Here is a 19,602-nt window from a genome sequence, read left to right as displayed (position 1 = left end):
CCTTATTCATAGTGCAGCGCCTGGGTCGGGCTCAGGCGCGCGGCGCGCCAGCCCGGATAGAGCGAACAGAGCAAGGATAGCAGATAGATCACGCCGGCCGATAGCGCGGTCGCCATCAAAAACACCGCCCAGTTCAGGCTGTCGCCCAGCGCGCCGGTCAGCGGCAGCTGCACCAGCAGCAGCAGGGCGATGACGATGGCGCCCGAACTGAGCAGCATCTGCTCGACGATGATCTGGCTGTAGATGTGGCCGGAATCGGCGCCGATGGCGCGGCGCAGGCCGATCTCCGGGATGCGCTGGGTGGTGTTTTGCCACAGCACGCCGAACAGGCCGAAGGCCACCATCACCAGCAGGAAGGCGGCGATCACCGCCAGTATCGTCAGCGGTATCGTCTGCGCCTTGAGCATCGAGGTGCGCATGTCGGCCAGCGGCGAAATGGTGTAGCTCCAGTCGTTGCGCACCAGCTTGAGCTGGCGGTTGAGCGCGGCCTCGAAGGTGCGCGGCGTGCCGGGGCGCACCCTGAGGTGGATCGCTTCGAGCGACCCTTCGTCGGCGCCGCTGGTATGGCGCACCAGCATGAAGCCGGTCGGCGACATGAACTCGCCCTGGCTGCGGAATTCCTCGACGATGCCGACCACCTTGAATTGCCTGAGCGCCTTCTTGGGATGGTCCTCGTTCTCGCTGAACACCTGGCCGAGCGCCGGCTTGCCGTCAAACAGCTTCTGCGCCAGGCGGCGGTTGATGATGACCGGATGTTCGGCGCCGCCGTCGTCGGCCCTGGAGAACCAGCGGCCCTCGGCCAGCGTCATGCCGGCCACGGCGGGAAACTCGTCGCTCATTTCGAACAGGTTGGAGACGAACTTGCGCTTGCCTTCGCGCAGCGTGAACTCGCTGGTCCAGTTCGACATCTGGTACACCGGGAAGCTGGTGAAGCTGACTTCCTCCACTTCCGGCAAGGCCTTCAGGCTCTGGCGCAGCTTGTCGTAGATTTGCGGATCGGCTTCGATGCCGCCCTCGGTGCGGGCGTTGATGCCGACCGACCACACGTCCTGGTAGCCGAAGCCGGTCGGCATCTGGTACAGCTGCCAGCTGCGCAGCGCGAACGCGCTGATGGCGAACACCACCACGAAGGCCAGCAGGATTTCCAGCGACAGCATCATATTGCGCGACTTGCGCTTCCAGATCAATTTCAGTAAGTGGCGCAGCATCATGCGGCTCCTTTCAGGGCGTGGACGGGATCGAGGCGGGACATCTTCCAGGCCGGCAGCACGCCGGACAGCAGGCCGAAGATGGTCGCCAGCAGCAAGCCCATGCCGAACACGGCGAGGTTCAGTTCCACGTGCAGGTAGGGGATCAGGCCCGAGCCTTCCAGCCACCACAGCACCACGCGGGCGCAGGCCAGGCCGATCAGGCCTCCGGCCAGGCACAGCAGCACATTCTCCAGCACCAGCTGGCGCACCAGGTGGGCGCTGGTGGCGCCGAAGGCCTTGCGCACGCCGATCTCGCTGCTGCGTTCGAGGATGCGCCCGGTGTTCAGGTTGATCAGGTTCAGCGCCGGCAGCATCATGAACAGCAGCATCAGCAAGCCGATCACGGTCAGCAGCTTGCCGGCGCCGGAGTCGGCGCCTTCTTCCTGCAACAGCATGCGGGCAAACAGGTCGATCTTGCTGTCGCCCCACACATGGGCGACGTTGAACTGCTTGGGATCGTCGAACACCATGGTCTTGGAGGCGGCTTCGATATCGCGCTGGATGCGCGGCAGGTCGGCGGCCGTGCGCGCCAGCACCATGAAGGAGAAGTTGCCGAACATCTGGCTGCGGTAGTCGGTGGACGGGAAGGTGGTGATCGGCGCCCAGATGTCGGAGAAGGCGTTGAGGTGCATCGCATCCTCGACCACGCCGATGACGCTGAAGTACTGGCCGCCGATGCTGATCTTCTGGCCCAGCGCCTGCTGGCCCGGGAACAGCTTGCGCGCGGTGCTGGCGTTGACCACGGCCACGAAGCGGCCCTGGTCGACGTCGGCCTGGTCCGGCACGCGGCCCTGCAGCACCTTGAAGTCGAGGATTTTCCAGTACTCGGCATCGGTGCGGCGCATCAGCAGTTCGCTGACGCGGCCTTCCTGGTAGACCGACACGGTCTCCGGCATGGTGGCGGCCGATACCGCCTCCACGCCCTTCAGCGGCTTGATGTACTTGTCGATCAGCTTGAAGCCGAGCGGGCTGCGGCGGATGCTCTTGTTCTCGCTGTGACGCGCCTCGATCATCACGGCTTGCACGAAGCGCTCGCTCTTGCCTTCGACGCCGGTCGGATAGAAGGCATTTTGCAGCAGCGCCGTCACCACCAGCAGCACCACCAGCGTCAGCACGATGCACAGCAGGTTGATGGCGGTGAACAGCTTGCGGCGCATGAAGACCTTCCATGCGGTCAGCAGATAATTCCTGAACATGGCGTCTCCTTAAGCGACCAGCTGGCCGTCGAACACGCGCACGATGCGGCTGGCCAGCTTGGCTTCCTGCTCATCGTGCGTGACCATCACCACGGTCGTGCCTTCGCTGTTGAGCTTGAGCAGGATGTCCATCACTTCCTGGCCCATCTTGCTGTCCAGGTTGCCGGTCGGCTCGTCGGCCAGCAGCACCTGCGGCTGGCCGACGATGGCGCGGGCGATGGCCACGCGCTGCTGCTGGCCGCCCGACAGCTGGTTGGGGTAGTGGTCCATGCGCGCGCCGAGGCCGACTTTTTCCAGCGCCTCGCGCGCCAGCCGCTGGCGCTTCTTGGCCGACAGGTCGCGGTACAGCAGCGGCAGCTCGACGTTGTCGATCACGCGCAGGTCGTTGATCAGGTGGAAGCTCTGGAAGATGAAGCCGAAGGTGTTGTTGCGCAGCTTGGCCACGTGCTTGTCCTTGTACGAGGCCACCGGCGCTCCGGCCACGTGGATGGCGCCGCTGCCTGGACGGTCCAGCAGGCCGATCAGGTTCAGCAGCGTGCTCTTGCCGCAGCCGCTGGGGCCCATGATGCAGACGAATTCGGATTTCTCGACGTGCAGGTCGATGTCCTTCAGGGCCAGGGTTTCGACTTTGTCGGTCTGGTAGGTTTTGCTGACTTTGCTCAGGCGTATCATGATGGTCCTTTCGATGCGGTTTATTGCGCCACGCGGATGCTGTCGCGATCCTTGTAGCGGCTGGTGTCTGAAATGATGAGGCGGTCGCCGGCGCGCACGCCGGACAAAATCTCCACGGCCTTGCCGTCGCTGGCGCCGATGTTGAGTGTGGTCTTGCGGGCGACGCCGTCGCGCACCACGAAGATGTCCTGCGGGCCGCGGCCGTTGAAGGCGGGGCCGTAGTCGGCCAGCAGGGTGTTTTTCTTTTGCTCGGTGACGATGTTGACCTCGACCCGCAGCTTGTTGCGCAGCATGGCGTGGTTGGGCTGGTCCAGCGTGACCAGCAGCTTGACGCTGCCGTTCTGGATTTCCGGCAGGATGGTCTGCACCACGCCGTCCAGCCGCACATTGCCCTGTTCTACGCGCACCGGCTGGCCGGCGTTGAGCGAGCGGGCGTGGAAGTCGGACAGCGAGGCTTCGACCTTGTAGTTGCTCAGCTCGGAGACCTTGGCCACCAGCTGGCCGGTGGCCAGGCTGGCGCCTTCGTCGGCCAGCAGCCAGGTCAGCATGCCGGCGAACGGTGCGCGCACCTGGGTCTGGGCCAGCAGCTCCTGCTGCTGTTGCAGTTGTTTTTGCAGGATGTTCTTTTGCAGCCGCGCGCCTTCGATGCCGGAGGAAGTGACGCGCTTGCTGTCCTCGATCTGTTCGTGTTGCTGGCGCAGCTGGATCTCGTTGCGCTGGACGTTCAGTTCCGCCGTCAGCAAGTCCTCGGCCGAGACGCCGCCGGCCTTGCGCAGCGTCTGGTAGCGGCCCAGCTTGACGCGGGTGGCTTGCAGGTCCAGCTCCAGCAATTCGATGGAGCTGAGCAGCTGCTTGCGTTTCTGGTCCATCTCCAGCGTCAGCGCCAGGATGCGGTTTTCCTGTTGCGCCACTTGCTCGCGCAGGCCGTCGATGGCCAGCACGATGGTGCGGTTGTCCAGCTCCAGCAGCAGCTCGCCGGCCTTGACCTGCTGGCCGAGCTTGGCGTGGACCTTGGCGACGTGGGTCTGGATCGGGCTGGACACCAGTTCCTCGTGCACCGGGATGACGATGCCGGAAGCGTTGATGGTGTTGGCGATGTTGCCGGTGCGGACTTGCGCGATCAGCAGGCTGTCGGCATCGACGCTGGGGCTGACCACGCGGTTGATGCCCCAGGCGGCGGCGCACAGCGTGGCCAGCGCTGCGGCCAGCACCATGACGGTCTTGCGCCGGCGGCCGGAGATGATCGAAGGGTTGAGTGCCTGGTCCATGGAGATGCAATAGAAAGCTGAAGTTGTGCTCTCCATTGCAATTGCCGTGCCACATGCCGTGGCGGGAGGCAAAGCCAGTCAAATCAAGGCTCTGGCGCGCGGCCGCCGGTGGGGCCGGTGGCGCGCGCCTGCCCGTCTCCGTTCAACACCGTCCGGAAACGGACACCCCGGCCAGGCACATTGCCCGTGCCTGAAGAGTGTCGTCGTACAGCCGCGGCCGAAGCTATTGCCGAACTAGTAGGCGACGTCTTCCAGTCGGTAGCGGAATTTTCTGCGCTCCGGTAGATCCCAACCGGGCGCGGGGTCGGTGTTGCGCGGTAGCGCAGCGGTGGGCGGCGAGGGCGGTGGAGCTGGCAAGGTTGCCGTTGATGCGGCGGCAGGGATGGGCATCGCTTCAGTGGCTGGCCTGGCCGCAAGCGCCGGCGCTGCCGCTTTGGCTGCCGCGGCCAGTTCGTCCCGCAGTCGGCATGCTATTTTGAAGTTCTTGTCGCCCGGGCGGCGGATGAATAAATCCTGCCAGGCATTGCGCGTCGAGCGTGCGAACGATTGCGCAAATTGGTTCGGCGAGACGGCATGGCCGTTGTGGATGATCTTGTCGCCTTCAACGCGTGCGTAGTTGTTTTCGCCGTAGCTCCACGATTTCAAGATCGTGCCTTCGGGCAGGAACAGTGTTTTCCATTGGTAGCCATGCAGGCCCTCGGGGTCTGCGCCGGGGGCACATCTGGCCGGGGCCTCCAGCCAGCATTCGATGGCCTTGGTCATTGCTTCCGAAATATCTTGCGAGCCGCCACGGCGGCGCAGCTTTTCGATCAGCTTGAGCAGGGTGTCGGTAGGCAGCTGTACGGTCATTGTGGTATTCATCCGATTTTCTCCCCTATTTTCTTCTGCTTTCCCCAAGTTAGACCGGTAGTCGCGGAGATAGTTCAATCGATGGAAAAATAGGAGAAAGCAGGGGTGAAAATCGAGCTTTTTCCACAAGGGGCGGGATGGGGGACCCCATACACATACTCTCAAGGGCAGGCGGGAATCCATACATTGCATGAATTCCTGTCGACGCCTGGATGGCGGCTTGCCCGTCTGCCTAGAAGCGGTACTTCAGCGACAGCGCCGCGCTGCGCGGTGCGGCGTAGGTGATGGCGCCGTAGGCGGCGAACATGCCGAAGTGGCGCTTGTCGAACGCGTTGTTGAGGTTGAACTGCGCCGACCATTGCTTGTCGATGTCGTAGCGCGCCATCAGGTTGACCAGGCTGTAGGACGGCTGTTCGATGCGGCCATTGGTGTTGGCCGGCGCCTTGGGATCGGCCGTGTAGCTGCGGCCTTCCCAGTTGACGCCGCCGCCGACGGTCAGCGCCTTCCAGTCGCCCGGCAACTGCCAGGTGGTGAACAGGCGCAGCAGCTGGCGCGGATAGACGCTGTTGACGTCGACACCGGCCGCGTCTTCGGCATGGAAGCGGGTGTAGCCGATGTTGGCGTTCCAACCCTTGGCCAGCTGGCCGGCCAGGTCGAACTCGATGCCGCGGCTGGTGGCGCCGGTGCTCGCGCGGTACCAGGCTTCCGGCGCCAGCGGCCCGTCGCTGTCGCGGTCGACCATGCCGCCTTCCTGGCCCAGCTTGTTCTGCCTGATCTGGAACACCGCCAGCGAGGCGTTCAGGCGGCCGTCGAAGAACTCGCCCTTGACGCCGGCCTCGGCGCTCTTGCCCTCGACCGGGTCCAGCATCTTGCCGCCGTAGTCCTTCAGGTTCTGCGGCTGGAAAATGCTGGTGTAGCTGGCGTAGGCCGAGTAGTTGTCGCCGATGTCGTAGACCAGGCCGGCATATGGCGTGACTTCGCGATCGTGCTTGAGCTCGTAGGCGGGAGTGTAGCGGCCGTAGCCGGTCTTGTCGTAGTTGGTCAGGCGGGCGCCGACGATCAGCTTGAGCGGATCGGCCAGCGAGAAGCGCGCCACGCCGTACAAGGCTTGCTGCCTGGTGACGCTGCTTTCGTAGAACTGGGCGGCGCTCCATTTCGGCTCCGGATAACTGCCGTCCCAGGTGTTGAAGTTGCCCACGGCCGGTGTGCCGCCGGGGCCGAAATCGGCGTCGTAGCTGTCGGTGTTGAATTGCTGTTTCGAATGGATGTAGCCGAACGCCGCCTCATGCTTGCGGCCGCCCAGCGTGAACGGGCCGTTGGCGTGCAGGCCGAAGTCGTCCTGCTTGGTGTGCGTGTGGTAGGCGCCGGCAAACGCACCCATGCCGAGGCCGGTGATGCGGTCGGGGATGCCGGACAAATACAGCAGCGCGGAATCGGCCTTGCGGTCGCCGTGGCTGTAGGTGGCGCGCAGCTTCCAGCCGTTGTCGAATTCATGATCGAGGTTGGCGAAGAAATTGTCGTACTCCGAGCCCCAGCGGGTCCAGCTCGCGGCCGAGGTTTTCGAGACATCCCAGTTGGTCTTGCTGCCGTCGGTGTACCAGTAGGGCAGGCCGCCCCACATCGGTCCCTTGGGATCGTTCTTCTGGCGGCTGTAGCCGGCCGACAGCAGCGTCTTCGCGCCCAGGTCCGCCTCAACCGTGCCATACAGCGTATGGCTTTTCTTGGACATCAGCCTGGCCCAGTTGTCGCCGGCCTGGTATTCGCCGACCACGCGCGCGCGCACGCTGCCGGCCTGGTTCAGCGGCGTGGAAACGTCGGCCATGGCGCGGCGTTCGCTCCAGCTGCCGACGCCCACTTCGGCCGAGCCGGTCAGTTCCTTGCTGCTGGCGCGCTTGCGCACCAGGTTGATGGCGGCGGACGGGTTGCCGGCGCCGGTCATCAGGCCGGTGGCGCCGCGCACCACCTCGACGCGGTCGTAGGTGGCCAGGCTGCCCAGCACTTCGCCCGAGCTCCACGGCTGGTCCCAGGTGGTCGGCACGCCGTCGATCTGCAGGTTGTCGATGTCGAAGCCGCGCGCGGTGAAGCCGGCGCGGTTGGTTTCGTATTGGTTGACGGAGACGCCGGTGACGTTGTTGACGACGTCGGTGACGGTGACGAGGTTCTGGTCTTCGATGCGCTGCTGGGTGACGACCGAGATCGATTGCGGCGTGTCGCGCAGCGCCATGTTCAGGGGCAGGGCGGTCCTGGCCTTGCCGGTGGTGTAGGAGCCGGTGCCCTCGGTGGTGCTGCCCAGGCCCTGGCCGCGGATTTCAATCTGCGGCAGGACCGCCGTGGCCAGCTCCGTCGCCACCTGCGCCTGCGCCGCCAGGGGCGCGGCCAACCCCATCAATACCGCCCACCGTTCCAACTTGTGCTTGTCCATCCGTATCCCGTAAAAAGACGAGAGTGGGGCTGGCGGCGGCGGGCTTCTCAGTTAAATATGCGAATGATAATCATTCTCATGTCTGTGTGTCAAGGCGTTTGCTCATGCCCGTGTAGGCGAAGCTGTGGCCGTCGATGCGGAACAGGTCGGGGATTTCGCCGGTTTGAACGAAGCCTTTGCTTTGGTAGAGGCGGATTGCGGGCGTGTTCACGGACAGCACTTGCAGGTCTATCCATGCGAGTTGCGCCGATGCGCGCGCCCATTGCGCGGCGTGGTCGATCAGGCGGCTGCCCAGTCCCTGCTGACGGAAGCCGCGGTCCACGCCTATGCCCAGCAGGCAGCGGTGCGCGGCGTAGCGTTCGGGATGCGCGCGCAGGTCGATGTGGCCGGCGATGCGGCCGTCGGCGGCGCGCGCCAGCCAGAGGCGCCGCCAGCCTGGCGTGTCCAGCGGCGTTTGCAGGCCGGTGCGGAAAGCGTCGGCCTTGTCGGCGGGGTAGCGCGAGTCGGCGCGCGGTTGCGCCTGGAAATACACGTTGTCGCCCTGGCCGTTGTCGGACAGGTGATCGTTGAGGTAGAGGAGAAAATCGCTGAAGCCCGCAGGCTCCAGCTGTTCGATAAGTAGTTGGCTCATCGATAAATTGTAGCGCGGTTTTGCTAAGCGGCTAATGCCAGCTTCGGCCGCTGTCGCTTGAGCAGGCTGCCGACCGGCGCGGCGCGGCGTCCGCTCGCCAGTTTGAATACGCCCACCAGCTGCACCAGCTGATGCGCCTGGTCCTGCTGCGCTTCGGCCGCCGCCGCTGCCTGTTCGACCAGCGCGGCGTTCTGCTGCGTCACCGTGTCCATCTCGGCGATGGCCTGGTTGATCTGCTCGATGCCGGCTTCCTGCTCGTGGCTGGCGATGCTGATCTCGCCCATGATCTCCGTCACCGATTTGACGGCGGAGACGATGTCTTCCATCGTCGCGCCGGCTTCGCCGACCAGCTCGGTGCCGGCGGCGACCTTGCTCACCGAATCGTCGATCAGCGTCTTGATTTCCTTGGCCGCCGCCGCCGAGCGTTGCGCCAGCGTGCGCACCTCGGTGGCGACCACGGCGAAGCCGCGTCCCTGCTCGCCGGCGCGCGCCGCTTCCACCGCCGCGTTCAAGGCCAGGATGTTGGTCTGGAAGGCGATGCCGTCGATGACCGAAATGATGTCGACGATCTTGCGCGCCGAGTCGTTGATCTCGCCCATGGTGTGCACCACCTTGGCCACCACCACGCCGCCTTCGACCGCGATTTGCGAGGCGTTGGCGGCCAGCGTGTTGGCCTGGCGCGCGCTGTCGGTGTTTTGCTTGACGGTGGCGGTCAGTTCTTCCATCGACGACGCGGTCTCTTCCAGCGAGCCGGCCTGCTGCTCGGTGCGCGAGGACAGGTCCTGGTTGCCGGCCGCGATTTCGGTGGCGGCCGTGACGATGGAATCGGCGCCTGTACGCACCTGGCCGACGATCTCGGCCAGGCTGTCGCGCATGGTCTGGATGCCGAACAGCAGGCTGCGCTTATCTCCCTCGCGCACGGCTATGTCCACCGCCAGGTCGCCGGCGGCGATCTGGCCGGCGATGCCGGCCACGTAGTCCGGCTCGCCGCCCAGCTGGCGCAGCAGCTGGCGCGAGATCAGCGCCGCCGCCGCCACGCCGATGGCCAGCGATAGCAGGCCCAGCACGATGGCGGTGTTGCGCGACTGGACGTAGGTGGCATCCGCTTTCAGCCGGCCTTTTTCCATGGCCTCGCTCTGGTGCGCCACCAGCGCGTCGACGCTGTTCATATAGGCCAGTTGCAGGTCGCGCGTGGTGCCCAGCATGTAGTCGACGGCGCCTTCGATGTCGCCGGCGCTGCGCTTGCGCATCACCTCGTCCACCGCCGCCTCGTAGGGCGTGCGCGTCTCCTTCATGCGCGTGTACAGCGCGCGGCCGGCTTCCGACTTGACCATGCCGTCCAGCTTGAGCATGGCGGCTTCGACTTCCTTGCGTTTTTCGAGGACCACCGCCATTTCCTTGGCGGACTTGGCTTCGTCGCGGATCAGCAGCGCGTTGCGCAGCGAGCGGGCGATCTTGTTACTGTGGTTCATGATGGCCTGGGCCTGCTGGACCTTGGTGTAGTTCTCGGTGACGATGACATCGGTGCCGGCGTTGAGCTGGCCAAGGCTGATCAGGCTGTTCACGCTGCCGATGACCAGCATCAGCAGGATGGCGCCAAAGCCGATGGCCAGCCGGGTGCTTACTTTGATATTTTTTCGCATGTTCATGTTTTGTCGTTGCTCAAGATGGAAGCGCGTGCCGCCGCAGGGTGCAAGGACGCGCAGGCGGGATTCGGCCTGGAGGGAGATGGTGGACGCGGGGATTGGGCGGCCCATCATGCAATATTTCAATTTTCGTTAATATACATCAAGATTTACCTTGTGGCAACAAATGCCGTTTGAACAGTTGGCGTTATGCTATGATCGAAGCTCCTGTCTTCTCGCGAACCAAGGTGACTCATGGCTCATCCATTACGCCGCCTGTACGCCGCCGTGCTGCCGCTGCTACTGCTGGCTTCGGCCGGGGCGGCCTGCGCGCAGCAGACCAGCTATACCTTCGGCGTGGTGCCGCAGGAATCGGCGTCGCAGCTGGCGGCCAACTGGAGCCCGGTGCTGGCGGCCTTGTCCGACAAATCCGGCATCAAGCTCAGCTTTGCGACGGCGCCCGACGTGCCCACCTTCGAGCGCCGGCTGGCGGCCGGCGAATACGATTTCGCCTACATGAATCCCTACCATTTCGTGGTCTACCACGCCAAGCCCGGCTACCGCGCGCTGGCGCGCGCCAAGGGCGAACGCATCCGGGGCGTGGTGGTGGTGCGCAAGGATAGTCCGGTGCGCGAGATGAAAGACCTGGCCGGCGCCACGCTGGCCTTCCCGACGCCGGCCGCGTTCGGCGCGACGCTGCTGGTGCAGGCCGAGATGCGGCGCCAGCACCTGCCGTTCAAGGCGGCCTTCGTCAAGTCGCACAATTCGGTGTATCGCGGCGTGGTCAAAGGCCTGTATCCGGCCGGCGGCGGCGTGCCGCGCACGCTGGACTTGCTCGACCCCGACATCTCGCGCGAACTGCGCGTGGTGTGGACCAGCCAGCCCTACACCTCGCACGCCATCGCCACCCGGCCGCAGCTGGACCCGGCCGTGCGCAGCCGCGTGCTGGCGGCGATGATGCAGATCAGCCTGGAACCGGCGCAGCTCAAGCTGCTCGCCGAGATCGGCTTCGACGGCTTCGAGCCGGCGCAGGACCAGGATTGGGACGATGTGCGCCGCCTGGGCATTTCGCCGGCGGACGCCCGGATACAGGAATAGCATGCGTGTGGCATTGAGTTTCCGCGCCAAGACCATCCTCGGCATCGCGCTGATCGAGGCGCTGCTGCTCGGGGTGCTGGTGTTCAGCGTGCTGCATTTCCTGCGCGCGTCCAACGAACAGCAGGTGCTGCGCCATGCGCGCGTGACGGCCGAGACCTTCGCCGCCATGTCGCGCGACGCCGTCATCGGCCACGACCTGGAGAGCTTGCAATCGTTCGCGCGCCAGCTCAGCGGCACCGAAGGCACCTTGTACGCGCAGGTGCTCGACGCCGAGCAGCGCGTGCTGGCCGAGGCCGGGCAGCAGGCGGCGCTGGACCGCCCCTTCGTGCCGCACGCCACGCTGGACGAGGCCAGCGACGGCATGTTCGCCGTCGCCAGCCCGGTGACGGTGGGCGGCGTCAATTACGGCAGCGTGCGCATCGGGCTCGATGTCGCCAGCCTGGAGCAGACGCTGGCCGAGGCGCGGCGCTGGAGCCTGTCGCTGGCGGCGCTGGAGATGGTGCTGGTGGCGCTGTTCTCGCTGCTGCTGGGACGCTATCTGATACGCCAGATCGCCCAGTTCACGCACGGCGCGCAAATGATCGCGGCCGGCCAGCTGGGCGGCCAGCTGGAGGTGGTGGGCGACGACGAGATCGCCCAGGCCACGCGCGCCTTCAACCACATGTCGCAGGTGATCATGCAGGGCCGCGAGACGCTGGAGGCGCGCGTGCGCGAGCGCACCGAGGAGCTGTCGCGCGAGCGCGACGCGGTGCTGGTCGAGCGCAACCGGGCCGAGACCGCCACGCGCGTGAAGAGCCAGTTCCTGGCCACCATGAGCCACGAGATCCGCACGCCGATGAACGGCATCCTCGGCATGCAGCACCTGCTGCGGCTGACGGCGCTGAGCGCGCAGCAGCGCGATTACGTCGACAAGACTTATGCGGCGGCCCATTCGCTGCTGGGCATCCTCAACGACATCCTGGATTTCTCCAAGGTGGAAACGGGCAAGCTGGTGCTGGAGCAGGTGCCGTTCAACCTGGAGCAGATGCTGCGCAACCTGGCGCTGATACTCGGCACCAGCGTGCAGGGCAAGCCGGTCGAGGTGCTGTTCGACCTCGATCCCGCGCTGCCGCCGGACGTGGTGGGCGACGCGCTGCGGCTCAACCAGGTGCTGGTCAACCTGGCCGGCAACGCCGTCAAGTTCACCGAGCGCGGCTCGGTGGTGGTGGGCGTCAAGCTGCAGTATGCCGACGCGCTCCAGGTGCGGCTGCACTTCTCGGTGCGCGACACCGGCATCGGCATCGACCCGGAACAGCAGAGCAGCATCTTCGATTCCTTCACGCAGGCGGAGAGCTCGACCACGCGGCGCTTCGGCGGCACCGGCCTCGGCCTGGCGATCAGCCAGCGGCTGGTGCGGCTGATGGGCGGCGAGCTGCGGGTCGACAGCACGCCCGGCGTCGGCAGCACGTTCTCGTTCGCGGTCGCCTACGGCCGCAGTGCGCAGGGGCAGGGCCAGGCGCGCGCGGATTTGCCGGTGCGGATCTTGCTGGTCAGCGCAGGCGAGCAATCGAGCCAGCTGCTGCAGGCGATGATAGCGGGCATGGGCGGCCAGGCCGATAGCGCGGCCGACACGGCGGCCGCGGCGCAGCAGCTGGCCCACCCAGGGGCGGCGTACGATCTGGTGCTGCTCGACGGCGTGGACGACTGGGATGCGATGCTGCGGCTGCGCGGGCGCACGGGGGCGGCCTTCGTCGCGCTGGCCAATGTCGAGGGTTCGCATGCGCTGCACCAGCGCATGCGGGAGCAGGCCGGGGTGCTGGACCTGGTGCTGATGAAGCCGTTGACGCCGGCCATGTTGTACGAGGCGCTGCGCGGGATCGTGCCGGGGCAGGGCGCGGCCGCAGCCCTGGCGGCGGCCGCGCCGGCGCCGGAGGCCGTGGCGCCGGTGCGGCGGCTGGCGGGCTTGAGGCTGCTGCTGGTGGAGGACAATCCGCTCAACCAGCAAGTCGCATCGGCGCTGCTGGAACTGGAGGGCGCCCAGGTGGACGTGGCCGGCAACGGCCGCGAAGGCGTGGACCGGGTGGCGGGCAGCCCGCCCTACGATGCGGTGCTGATGGACATGCAGATGCCCGTCATGGACGGCAACGAGGCCACCCGCCTGCTGCGCGCCCAGGGCCATGCCAGCCTGCCCATCCTGGCGCTGACGGCCAATGTGCTGGAGGCCGAGCGCGACGAATGCCGCGCCGCCGGCGTCGACGATTTCATTTCCAAGCCCATCGAATTCGAAGACATGGTCGCCATGGTGGCCAAATACTGCGCCGCCGCTAAAAATCCATAGTTCTGGTAACGTTTCCATTTATACTTGGCATTCTATTCACTTTTGCCAAGGTTGATGGAACATCATGAGCGCCAACTCTTCCCGTCTGGATGCGATCGATGCATTGCGTGGCTTCGCCATCGTCTCGATCATGCTTTTGCACAATATCGAACACTTCGATTTCTACTTTGTCCCGTCTGGATTGCCGGCCTGGCTGATGGCGGTGGACAAGACGATCTGGGATAGCCTGTTCTTCCTGTTCGGCGGCAAGTCCTACGCGATCTTCGCGCTGCTGTTCGGTTTGACGTTCTATTTGCAGGACCACCGGCGGGAACAGCGCGGCGAAGATTTCCGCGCCCGCTTTGCCTGGCGCATGGTGTTATTGCTGGGATTCGGCCTGTTTAATTCCATGTTTTACCACGGCGATATCCTCAGTATTTACGCTGTATTGGGCCTGGCGCTGATACCGGTGGCGCGGCTGCGCAGCGGCGTGGTATTCGCCATCGCCATCTTCTTATTGCTGCAACCGCATGCGTGGATAGAGTTTTTCCAGGCACTGCCGGCGCCGGACGAGAAACTCGCTGATCCCGCCTCATGGGCATATTTCGGCCGTGCCGAAAAATATATGGCGCATGGTTCGGCGTGGGAAGTCTGGTATGGGAATTTAACCAACGGGAAAATCGGTGTTATTCGATGGAGCTGGGAAAATGGCCGGGTATTCCAGATCCCCGCATTATTCATGCTGGGCATGTTGGCCGGCCGAAAATCGCTGTTTATTCCCTCCGATTCGAATCGTCTATTCTGGCGTAAAACACTGGCGATAGCGGTGCTGGCATTTATTCCGCTGTATCTGCTGAAAACCTGGCCGGAGGTCTGGCATATCGGTGCGGCCTTGCGCCGGCCTTTATTGGTGATTGTTACCTCGTGGTCCAACGTGGCCTTCATGGCGGTGCTGGTATCCAGTTTTACGCTGCTGTCTTATTCCGGCAATTGGCTGGGTATATTCTCGCCGCTGGGGCGCATGAGTTTGACCAGTTACGTGGTGCAATCCATCGTCGGCACGTCGATATATTATGGTTTCGGCCTCGGCATGTACCAATATACGGGCGCCAGTTTCGCGCTGGCGATCGGGCTGGTGCTGGCGCTGCTGCAAAGACAGTTCAGCGCCTGGTGGCTGCGGCGTCACAAGCAGGGACCGCTCGAAACGCTGTGGCACAAAGCCACCTGGATCGGTGCTCATAGTGAAGCCGTGCCAAATATTGGCGTGAATATACCAAAAAGCAGCTTGTGAAGGGCGAACGGCTTATTCGTCGTCGGGAGCGATCCATTGAATGCGGCCGTGGCCGGCCTCATTCAATCGGCTGATTAATTGCGCGGCGGCGCTGTCGGCCAGGCTGAATTCGAACCGTACTTCGTCGGCGTGCGTGACTTGATCGAGATGGGCTCCCGCCATTTCAATTTCACGCCGCACCATGCCTTCCATCGCATAAGGCGCGGTGCAGGTCAGATAATGCAGCTTGATAATCGCGATTTTCTCGGATTTTAATAATGCCTGGGCCACGATGTCGGTATAAGCGCGCACTAATCCGCCGGCACCCAATTTAACGCCGCCGAAATAACGGACCACGGTTGCCAAAACGCCTTCCAGATCCTGATGGCGTAATACATCGAGCATGGGACGGCCGGCGGTGCCACTGGGTTCACCATCATCCACGGCCGCCGATTGGCCGCCGGCTAATAATGCCCAGCAAACGTGGGCGGCGCCCGGATGTTGCGCCCATAATTCCGCCACCACTTTTTGCGCGGCGCTGCGATCGGTCATCGGCTGAACGCAGGCAATAAAGCGGCTTTTTTTAATCAGCAATTCGCTGTGAACGGCTGCGGCGATGGAATAGGGCATGGCGGGGAGATTTCTGGCACGGCGGCGGTGTAAACCGGGCTATGGTGCCAGAAATCGGCAGGAAAGACAAAATCCTGCCGGGGAGGGGAATATCAGCGATTGGTGATTTTCAGGCCGTCGCTATCGGTAAAGCTGCCCAGGACGACCATGATAAAGTCGATCAGCGCCCAGATGCCGAAACCGCCGAAAGTCAGCAGCATCAGAATGCCGGTACCGATTTTACCAACGTAGAAGCGGTGCACGCCCAGGAAACCCAGGAAGAAGCACAGCAGCACGGTGACGACGTAATCCTTGTCCGAACGCGGGCCGGCAGCGCCTGATGAATGCTGCGGAGCGCCGCAATGCGGGCAGCTCGGCGCCGTTTCGTGAATTTCTTTGCCGCAACCGCGGCAGAATACCATGCCCATGTTTTCCCTTTGTTGTGTATTGTTGTTGTAGGCTAGCTTGCCTAGGCGGAATATTATAGGTGGGAGCCCCGGCCTGCTTTCTCACCAACTGTAACGATCTGCTAAAATTCCAGCCCATCCATCCGAGTACCCATCCATGACTTCCTCCCCCGCGCCGCACTCTACCGCCACCGACAGCGATCAGGGCGAAGATGATGAATTGATGCGCCGCCTCGGGCTGGCCGACAAAGGTGTGGTGCTGGCGCGACAGGAAGGCCGCGTCTTCCTGCGGCTGCGCGGCGTGGTCAATTATGCCGGGCTGAAAGTGCCCTACGACCTGGTGCCGGCGCAGGGCGTGCTGGCCAAATCGTCCAAGTGGCGCAAGATGGATCCGGGCGTGCGCTCCCAGCTGCTGCTGGAGCGCGCCAGCGACGCCGTCGCCGCCGAGCTGCGCGGCTACGTCCAGGCCTTCGTGCAGGAGATGGCCGACGCCTGCGACGATTGCGGCCTCGATGCCCAACCCTTCCTGGGCGCGCTGGCGGAGATGCTCATTTCCGAGCCGGCCGGCATCGTCTTCGACCGCATCCGCCAGCGCCTGGAGCACGCCGTCGAGCGCGACATGGAGGAACAGCACGCGGAACGCACCCGCCAGAGCATCAACCTGGCCGAATATCCGGCCTCGTTCGAGGTGGCGCGGCGCATCAAGCGCAAGTTCATCGCGCTGCTGGGCCCGACCAATTCCGGCAAGACCCACCAGGCGATCGAAGCGCTGGCCAAGGCGCCCAGCGGCGTCTACCTGGCGCCTTTGCGTCTGCTGGCGCTGGAAAACTACGAGCGCCTGCAAGGCATGGAGGCGCACGGCAAGCCGCTGGCCGTCAGCCTGGTGACGGGCGAGGAACGCCGCCTGGTGGCGGGCGCCACCCACGTCGCCAGCACGGTGGAAATGCTGGACACGCGCACGCCGGTCGATGTGGCCGTGATCGATGAAATCCAGATGCTGGCCGACCGCGACCGCGGCTCCGCCTGGACCGCCGCCGTGTGCGGAGCGCCGGCCAACGTCGTCTACCTGGTGGGCGCACCGGAAGCGCGCCGCGCCATCGAGGTGCTGGCGGCGCGGCTGGAGTGCGAGCTGGAAGTCCATGTGCTCAAGCGCAAAGGCCCGCTGTCGATGGAGCCGACCGCCGTGCGCAAGCTGAGCAATCTGCGCAGGGGCGACGCGGTGATCTGCTTCTCGCGCCGCGAAGTGCTGATGTGGCGCGACATGGTGACGGAACTGGGGCTGTCGGTGGCCACCGTCTACGGCAATCTGTCGCCGGAAGTGCGGCGCGCGCAGGCGCAGCGTTTCCGCGACGGCGCCGCCGACGTGGTGGTGGGCACCGATGCGATTGCGATGGGCTTGAACATGCCGATCGCGCGCATCGTGATGACCACCTCGGTCAAATACAACGGCTATGAAGAGGAAGAAATCCCGGCCGCGCTGGCCCGCCAGATCGCCGGCCGGGCGGGGCGCTTCGGCGTGCACGAGGAAGGCCTGGTGGCCGGCTACGACAACGAGACCCACAACGTGATGCGCTCGCTGATGGCGGAAAAGCCGGTGCCGCTGAAGACCACCGGCTTCGCCGTGGCGCCGACGCTGGAGCATCTGCACCGGATCTCGTCCGTCACCAACGAGCATGCGCTGGCCAAGCTGCTCAAGCGCTTCGTCCACAATATCGATGTGCCGGACGGCTTCTTCTACCCGCGCATCACCGAGGACCAGTTCGAACGCGCAGCCTGGCTGGACACGCTGGCGCTGACGGTGGCCGAGAAGTTCGCGCTGTCGCTGGTGCCGATCTCGTCCAAGGTGCCGTCGCTGCAGCGCGCGTGGGAGCATTGGGCCACCTCGCTGGCCGCCAAGAAAATCACGCACCTGAAGCTGGAGCAGGCGCCGCTGCACTACCTGTCGCTGCAGGAGGTGGAGGATGCGTGCCGCCTGTACTCGGCCTACGCCTGGCTGGCCTACCGCCAGCCCGACTACTTCCCCGACACGGCGCTGGCGCAGCAGCTGTCGCGCCTGGCGTCCGAGCGCGTGGACGCGATGCTGCAGGATCAAAATTCCGCCGCCCGCAAGCGGCAGCCGAAAAGGTTCCGCCGTTGAGCGCGGACGAGCGCATCGGCGCGATCGATATCCTGCGCGGCGTGGCGCTGTTTGGCGTGCTGGCAGTGAATCTCGTGACCGAGTTCCGGGTGTCGATATTCCAGCAGTTCCTGCCGCCCGACCCGGGCGTGGGCATGTGGGACCGGCTGGTGGAGGCCATCGTCCACGTCGGCTTCGAGATGAAGGCCTTCGCGCTGTTTTCCTTCCTGTTCGGCGTCGGACTGGCGGTGCAGTTCGAGCGCCTGGGCCGGACCGGGCGGCCGTTCTACTGGCTCACGCGGCGGCTGCTGGTGCTGCTGGTGTTCGGGCTGGTGCACCTGCTGCTGATCTGGAACGGCGACATCCTCACCGAATACGCGCTGGCTGGCCTGCTGGTGCTGCCGATGCTGGCCGCACCGGCCTGGGTGCTGGCCGTGGGCGCGGCTGCCATGTATGCGCTGTATCTGTTCATCGGCGTGGTGCCGGTCGGCATACCGTGGCCCGAGGCCGCGTGGCTGCAACAGCATGTGGCGCTGGCCGGCCAGGTCTACGCGACCGGCGGCATGGCCGAGATCGTCCGATTCAGCCAGCACGAATTGCCTGCGCTGCTGCCTTTGCACCTCTATATTTTCCCGCGCACGCTGGCCTTGTTCCTGCTGGGCGCGCTGGCCTGGCGCAGCGGCGTGATGCGGCAGCCGCAGCGGCACAAGCGCCTGTTCGTCACGGTGGCCGTGCTCGGTGTGGCGGTGGGCGGGACGCTGTGCGTGCTCGATGTGATGGGCGGCGTCGGCCAGACGCTGCTGGCCGCAGGCTATGGGGCGGCGATCGTCGCGCTGGTGGAGTTCTCGTCCGCGCCCCGGCTGCTGCAAGGCTGCGCGGCCATCGGACGGATGGCGTTCACCAACTACATTGCGCAGTCGCTGATCTTTGGCTGGATATTCTTCGGCTACGGCCTGGGCCAGTTCGGACGCCTGGGCGCGGCGCCCGTGCTGGCTCTCGGCATCGCCGTGTACGCCGCGCAAATGGCGATCAGCGCCTGGTGGTTGAGGCGCTACCGCTTCGGTCCACTCGAATGGCTGTGGCGGACGCTGATGTACGGAACCATGCAGCCGATGCGGCGTACGTCCTGAGTTAGCGGCTCAGGCTGCGCGTGCGACTTTCTCCAGCACTTGCTGTTGCAGCGGCTGGTCTTGCTGGTCGCAGCGCGCCCGCAGCAGCGCCAGTTCCTGCGTCTGCTTGCTGGCGAAGGCGTCCTTGATGGCGCTCTTGTACCAGTTGGCTTCCAGCGATTCCGTCGTGCCGGCCTGGGATTTCTGGTCGATCTCCGCTTGCAGGTTGTCCAGGCATGCGTAGGGATCGATGGCCACGCCGAAATGGCGCTGCATCATCTCGCGCAGCTTGGCGACATCTTGCTCGCGCGACTTCTTGTCGTAAATGTAGGTGCTGACGAAGGCGGCGATGCACAGTGCCGCCACCGCGCCAACGAGCAGGCTGCCGTCGCCCGCGTACGTCATGAACAGCGCGATCGCAGCGATGAGCGGCAGCCATACCCGCAGATAACCGAACAGGACCGAGCGCCAGTTGAAGCCATTGAGTTTATAACAGGCCTTGCTGTTGCTCTCGACGTAGTAGCTCGCCATCGGAAACAACGGCAAATACCAGAAATGGCCGAACACAGTTTTGACCGACGTATTGCCCACGCTTTGCACCGAGCCGTAGCTTCGTTTGCCCCAAATAAATAGCATTGCTTTTCCTTTTTGATAATTTCCCGACCGCATCATACAACTTTAGTGCACCAAAGAAATACGCGCTTTGTCACCAAACTGGCGACATCAAGCAGCCAAGCTCGGCTATCATGACGGCCGGTTAGCGCAAGCTGGATGTTTAGGGATG

General features: G+C 64.5%; 16 protein-coding genes. 5 read left to right on the top strand and 11 right to left on the bottom strand.

Annotation, left to right across the window (positions count from 1 at the left end):
- Positions 1-2 precede the first annotated feature (2 nt).
- The 8 genes from GEV01_RS30030 to GEV01_RS29995 form a co-directional block, all read right to left on the bottom strand.
- A complete protein-coding gene (locus tag GEV01_RS30030; protein WP_152810085.1) occupies positions 3-1,208 on the bottom strand; it encodes an ABC transporter permease in 1,206 nt (401 codons plus the stop codon).
- Positions 1,208-2,446: an ABC transporter permease gene (locus GEV01_RS30025; protein ID WP_152809993.1), complete on the bottom strand. Its 1,239-nt coding sequence runs from the start codon at positions 2,444-2,446 to the stop codon at positions 1,208-1,210. The genes GEV01_RS30030 and GEV01_RS30025 overlap by 1 nt, the downstream gene beginning before the upstream one ends.
- A 9-nt stretch (positions 2,447-2,455) precedes the next feature.
- The gene (locus tag GEV01_RS30020; protein ID WP_008446651.1) at positions 2,456-3,118 is read right to left on the bottom strand and encodes an ABC transporter ATP-binding protein; all 663 of its coding nucleotides are present in this window, start codon (positions 3,116-3,118) and stop codon (positions 2,456-2,458) included.
- Between the two features lie 20 nt (positions 3,119-3,138).
- Positions 3,139-4,386, bottom strand: a complete 1,248-nt coding sequence (locus GEV01_RS30015) for an efflux RND transporter periplasmic adaptor subunit (protein ID WP_152809991.1) — start codon at positions 4,384-4,386, stop codon at positions 3,139-3,141.
- A 234-nt stretch (positions 4,387-4,620) separates the two neighbouring features.
- Positions 4,621-5,247: a hypothetical protein gene (locus GEV01_RS30010; RefSeq protein ID WP_235914641.1), complete on the bottom strand. Its 627-nt coding sequence runs from the start codon at positions 5,245-5,247 to the stop codon at positions 4,621-4,623.
- A gap of 220 nt (positions 5,248-5,467) precedes the next feature.
- On the bottom strand, positions 5,468-7,657 hold the full coding sequence (locus GEV01_RS30005) for a TonB-dependent siderophore receptor (protein WP_152809989.1): 2,190 nt from the start codon (positions 7,655-7,657) through the stop codon (positions 5,468-5,470).
- A gap of 76 nt (positions 7,658-7,733) precedes the next feature.
- The gene (locus GEV01_RS30000; protein ID WP_152809987.1) at positions 7,734-8,288 is read right to left on the bottom strand and encodes a GNAT family N-acetyltransferase; all 555 of its coding nucleotides are present in this window, start codon (positions 8,286-8,288) and stop codon (positions 7,734-7,736) included.
- Between the two features lie 23 nt (positions 8,289-8,311).
- A complete protein-coding gene (locus GEV01_RS29995) occupies positions 8,312-9,937 on the bottom strand; it encodes a methyl-accepting chemotaxis protein (RefSeq protein WP_328595667.1) in 1,626 nt (541 codons plus the stop codon).
- 231 nt (positions 9,938-10,168) lie between these two features.
- Here GEV01_RS29995 and GEV01_RS29990 point away from each other — a divergent pair, with 231 nt between their 5' ends.
- From GEV01_RS29990 to GEV01_RS29980, 3 genes are all read left to right on the top strand, one after another.
- Positions 10,169-11,011, top strand: a complete 843-nt coding sequence (locus tag GEV01_RS29990) for a phosphate/phosphite/phosphonate ABC transporter substrate-binding protein (RefSeq protein ID WP_152809984.1) — start codon at positions 10,169-10,171, stop codon at positions 11,009-11,011.
- Between the two features lies 1 nt (position 11,012).
- On the top strand, positions 11,013-13,328 hold the full coding sequence (locus GEV01_RS31370; RefSeq protein WP_152809982.1) for an ATP-binding protein: 2,316 nt from the start codon (positions 11,013-11,015) through the stop codon (positions 13,326-13,328).
- A gap of 64 nt (positions 13,329-13,392) precedes the next feature.
- Entirely contained in the window at positions 13,393-14,598 is a 1,206-nt protein-coding gene (locus GEV01_RS29980) for a DUF418 domain-containing protein (protein WP_152809980.1), read from the top strand.
- A gap of 12 nt (positions 14,599-14,610) precedes the next feature.
- Here the strand turns inward: GEV01_RS29980 and GEV01_RS29975 are convergent, their stop codons facing one another.
- Both GEV01_RS29975 and GEV01_RS29970 read right to left on the bottom strand, forming a co-directional pair.
- On the bottom strand, positions 14,611-15,207 hold the full coding sequence (locus GEV01_RS29975; protein ID WP_152809978.1) for an IMPACT family protein: 597 nt from the start codon (positions 15,205-15,207) through the stop codon (positions 14,611-14,613).
- A gap of 92 nt (positions 15,208-15,299) precedes the next feature.
- Positions 15,300-15,608: a TM2 domain-containing protein gene (locus GEV01_RS29970; protein WP_235914639.1), complete on the bottom strand. Its 309-nt coding sequence runs from the start codon at positions 15,606-15,608 to the stop codon at positions 15,300-15,302.
- A gap of 142 nt (positions 15,609-15,750) precedes the next feature.
- On the opposite strand from GEV01_RS29970, the gene GEV01_RS29965 reads away from it, so the two are divergent.
- Entirely contained in the window at positions 15,751-17,730 is a 1,980-nt protein-coding gene (locus GEV01_RS29965) for a helicase-related protein (RefSeq protein ID WP_152809974.1), read from the top strand.
- Positions 17,727-18,839, top strand: coding sequence for a DUF418 domain-containing protein (locus tag GEV01_RS29960; RefSeq protein ID WP_152809972.1), 1,113 nt, complete (start codon positions 17,727-17,729; stop codon positions 18,837-18,839). Before GEV01_RS29965 ends, GEV01_RS29960 begins: the two co-directional genes overlap by 4 nt.
- A gap of 9 nt (positions 18,840-18,848) precedes the next feature.
- Here the strand turns inward: GEV01_RS29960 and GEV01_RS29955 are convergent, their stop codons facing one another.
- Positions 18,849-19,454, bottom strand: coding sequence for a hypothetical protein (locus GEV01_RS29955; protein ID WP_152809970.1), 606 nt, complete (start codon positions 19,452-19,454; stop codon positions 18,849-18,851).
- Positions 19,455-19,602: the final 148 nt, after the last annotated feature.

This window comes from Rugamonas rivuli (genome assembly GCF_009380165.1).
Taxonomy (GTDB): Bacteria; Pseudomonadota; Gammaproteobacteria; order Burkholderiales; family Burkholderiaceae_D; genus Rugamonas; species Rugamonas rivuli.
The sequence above is the reverse complement of the archived record's forward strand: the minus strand, read 5'-3'. Positions and strand labels throughout refer to the sequence as shown.

Coding starts and splice junctions, on each gene's coding strand:
- GEV01_RS30030 (WP_152810085.1), bottom strand. CDS start 1,208: ATGCTGCGCCACTTACTGAAATTGATCTGGAAGCGCAAGTCGCGCAAT.
- GEV01_RS30025 (WP_152809993.1), bottom strand. CDS start 2,446: ATGTTCAGGAATTATCTGCTGACCGCATGGAAGGTCTTCATGCGCCGC.
- GEV01_RS30020 (WP_008446651.1), bottom strand. CDS start 3,118: ATGATACGCCTGAGCAAAGTCAGCAAAACCTACCAGACCGACAAAGTC.
- GEV01_RS30015 (WP_152809991.1), bottom strand. CDS start 4,386: ATGGACCAGGCACTCAACCCTTCGATCATCTCCGGCCGCCGGCGCAAG.
- GEV01_RS30010 (WP_235914641.1), bottom strand. CDS start 5,247: ATGAATACCACAATGACCGTACAGCTGCCTACCGACACCCTGCTCAAG.
- GEV01_RS30005 (WP_152809989.1), bottom strand. CDS start 7,657: ATGGACAAGCACAAGTTGGAACGGTGGGCGGTATTGATGGGGTTGGCC.
- GEV01_RS30000 (WP_152809987.1), bottom strand. CDS start 8,288: ATGAGCCAACTACTTATCGAACAGCTGGAGCCTGCGGGCTTCAGCGAT.
- GEV01_RS29995 (WP_328595667.1), bottom strand. CDS start 9,937: ATGAACATGCGAAAAAATATCAAAGTAAGCACCCGGCTGGCCATCGGC.
- GEV01_RS29990 (WP_152809984.1), top strand. CDS start 10,169: ATGGCTCATCCATTACGCCGCCTGTACGCCGCCGTGCTGCCGCTGCTA.
- GEV01_RS31370 (WP_152809982.1), top strand. CDS start 11,013: ATGCGTGTGGCATTGAGTTTCCGCGCCAAGACCATCCTCGGCATCGCG.
- GEV01_RS29980 (WP_152809980.1), top strand. CDS start 13,393: ATGAGCGCCAACTCTTCCCGTCTGGATGCGATCGATGCATTGCGTGGC.
- GEV01_RS29975 (WP_152809978.1), bottom strand. CDS start 15,207: ATGCCCTATTCCATCGCCGCAGCCGTTCACAGCGAATTGCTGATTAAA.
- GEV01_RS29970 (WP_235914639.1), bottom strand. CDS start 15,608: ATGGTATTCTGCCGCGGTTGCGGCAAAGAAATTCACGAAACGGCGCCG.
- GEV01_RS29965 (WP_152809974.1), top strand. CDS start 15,751: ATGACTTCCTCCCCCGCGCCGCACTCTACCGCCACCGACAGCGATCAG.
- GEV01_RS29955 (WP_152809970.1), bottom strand. CDS start 19,454: ATGCTATTTATTTGGGGCAAACGAAGCTACGGCTCGGTGCAAAGCGTG.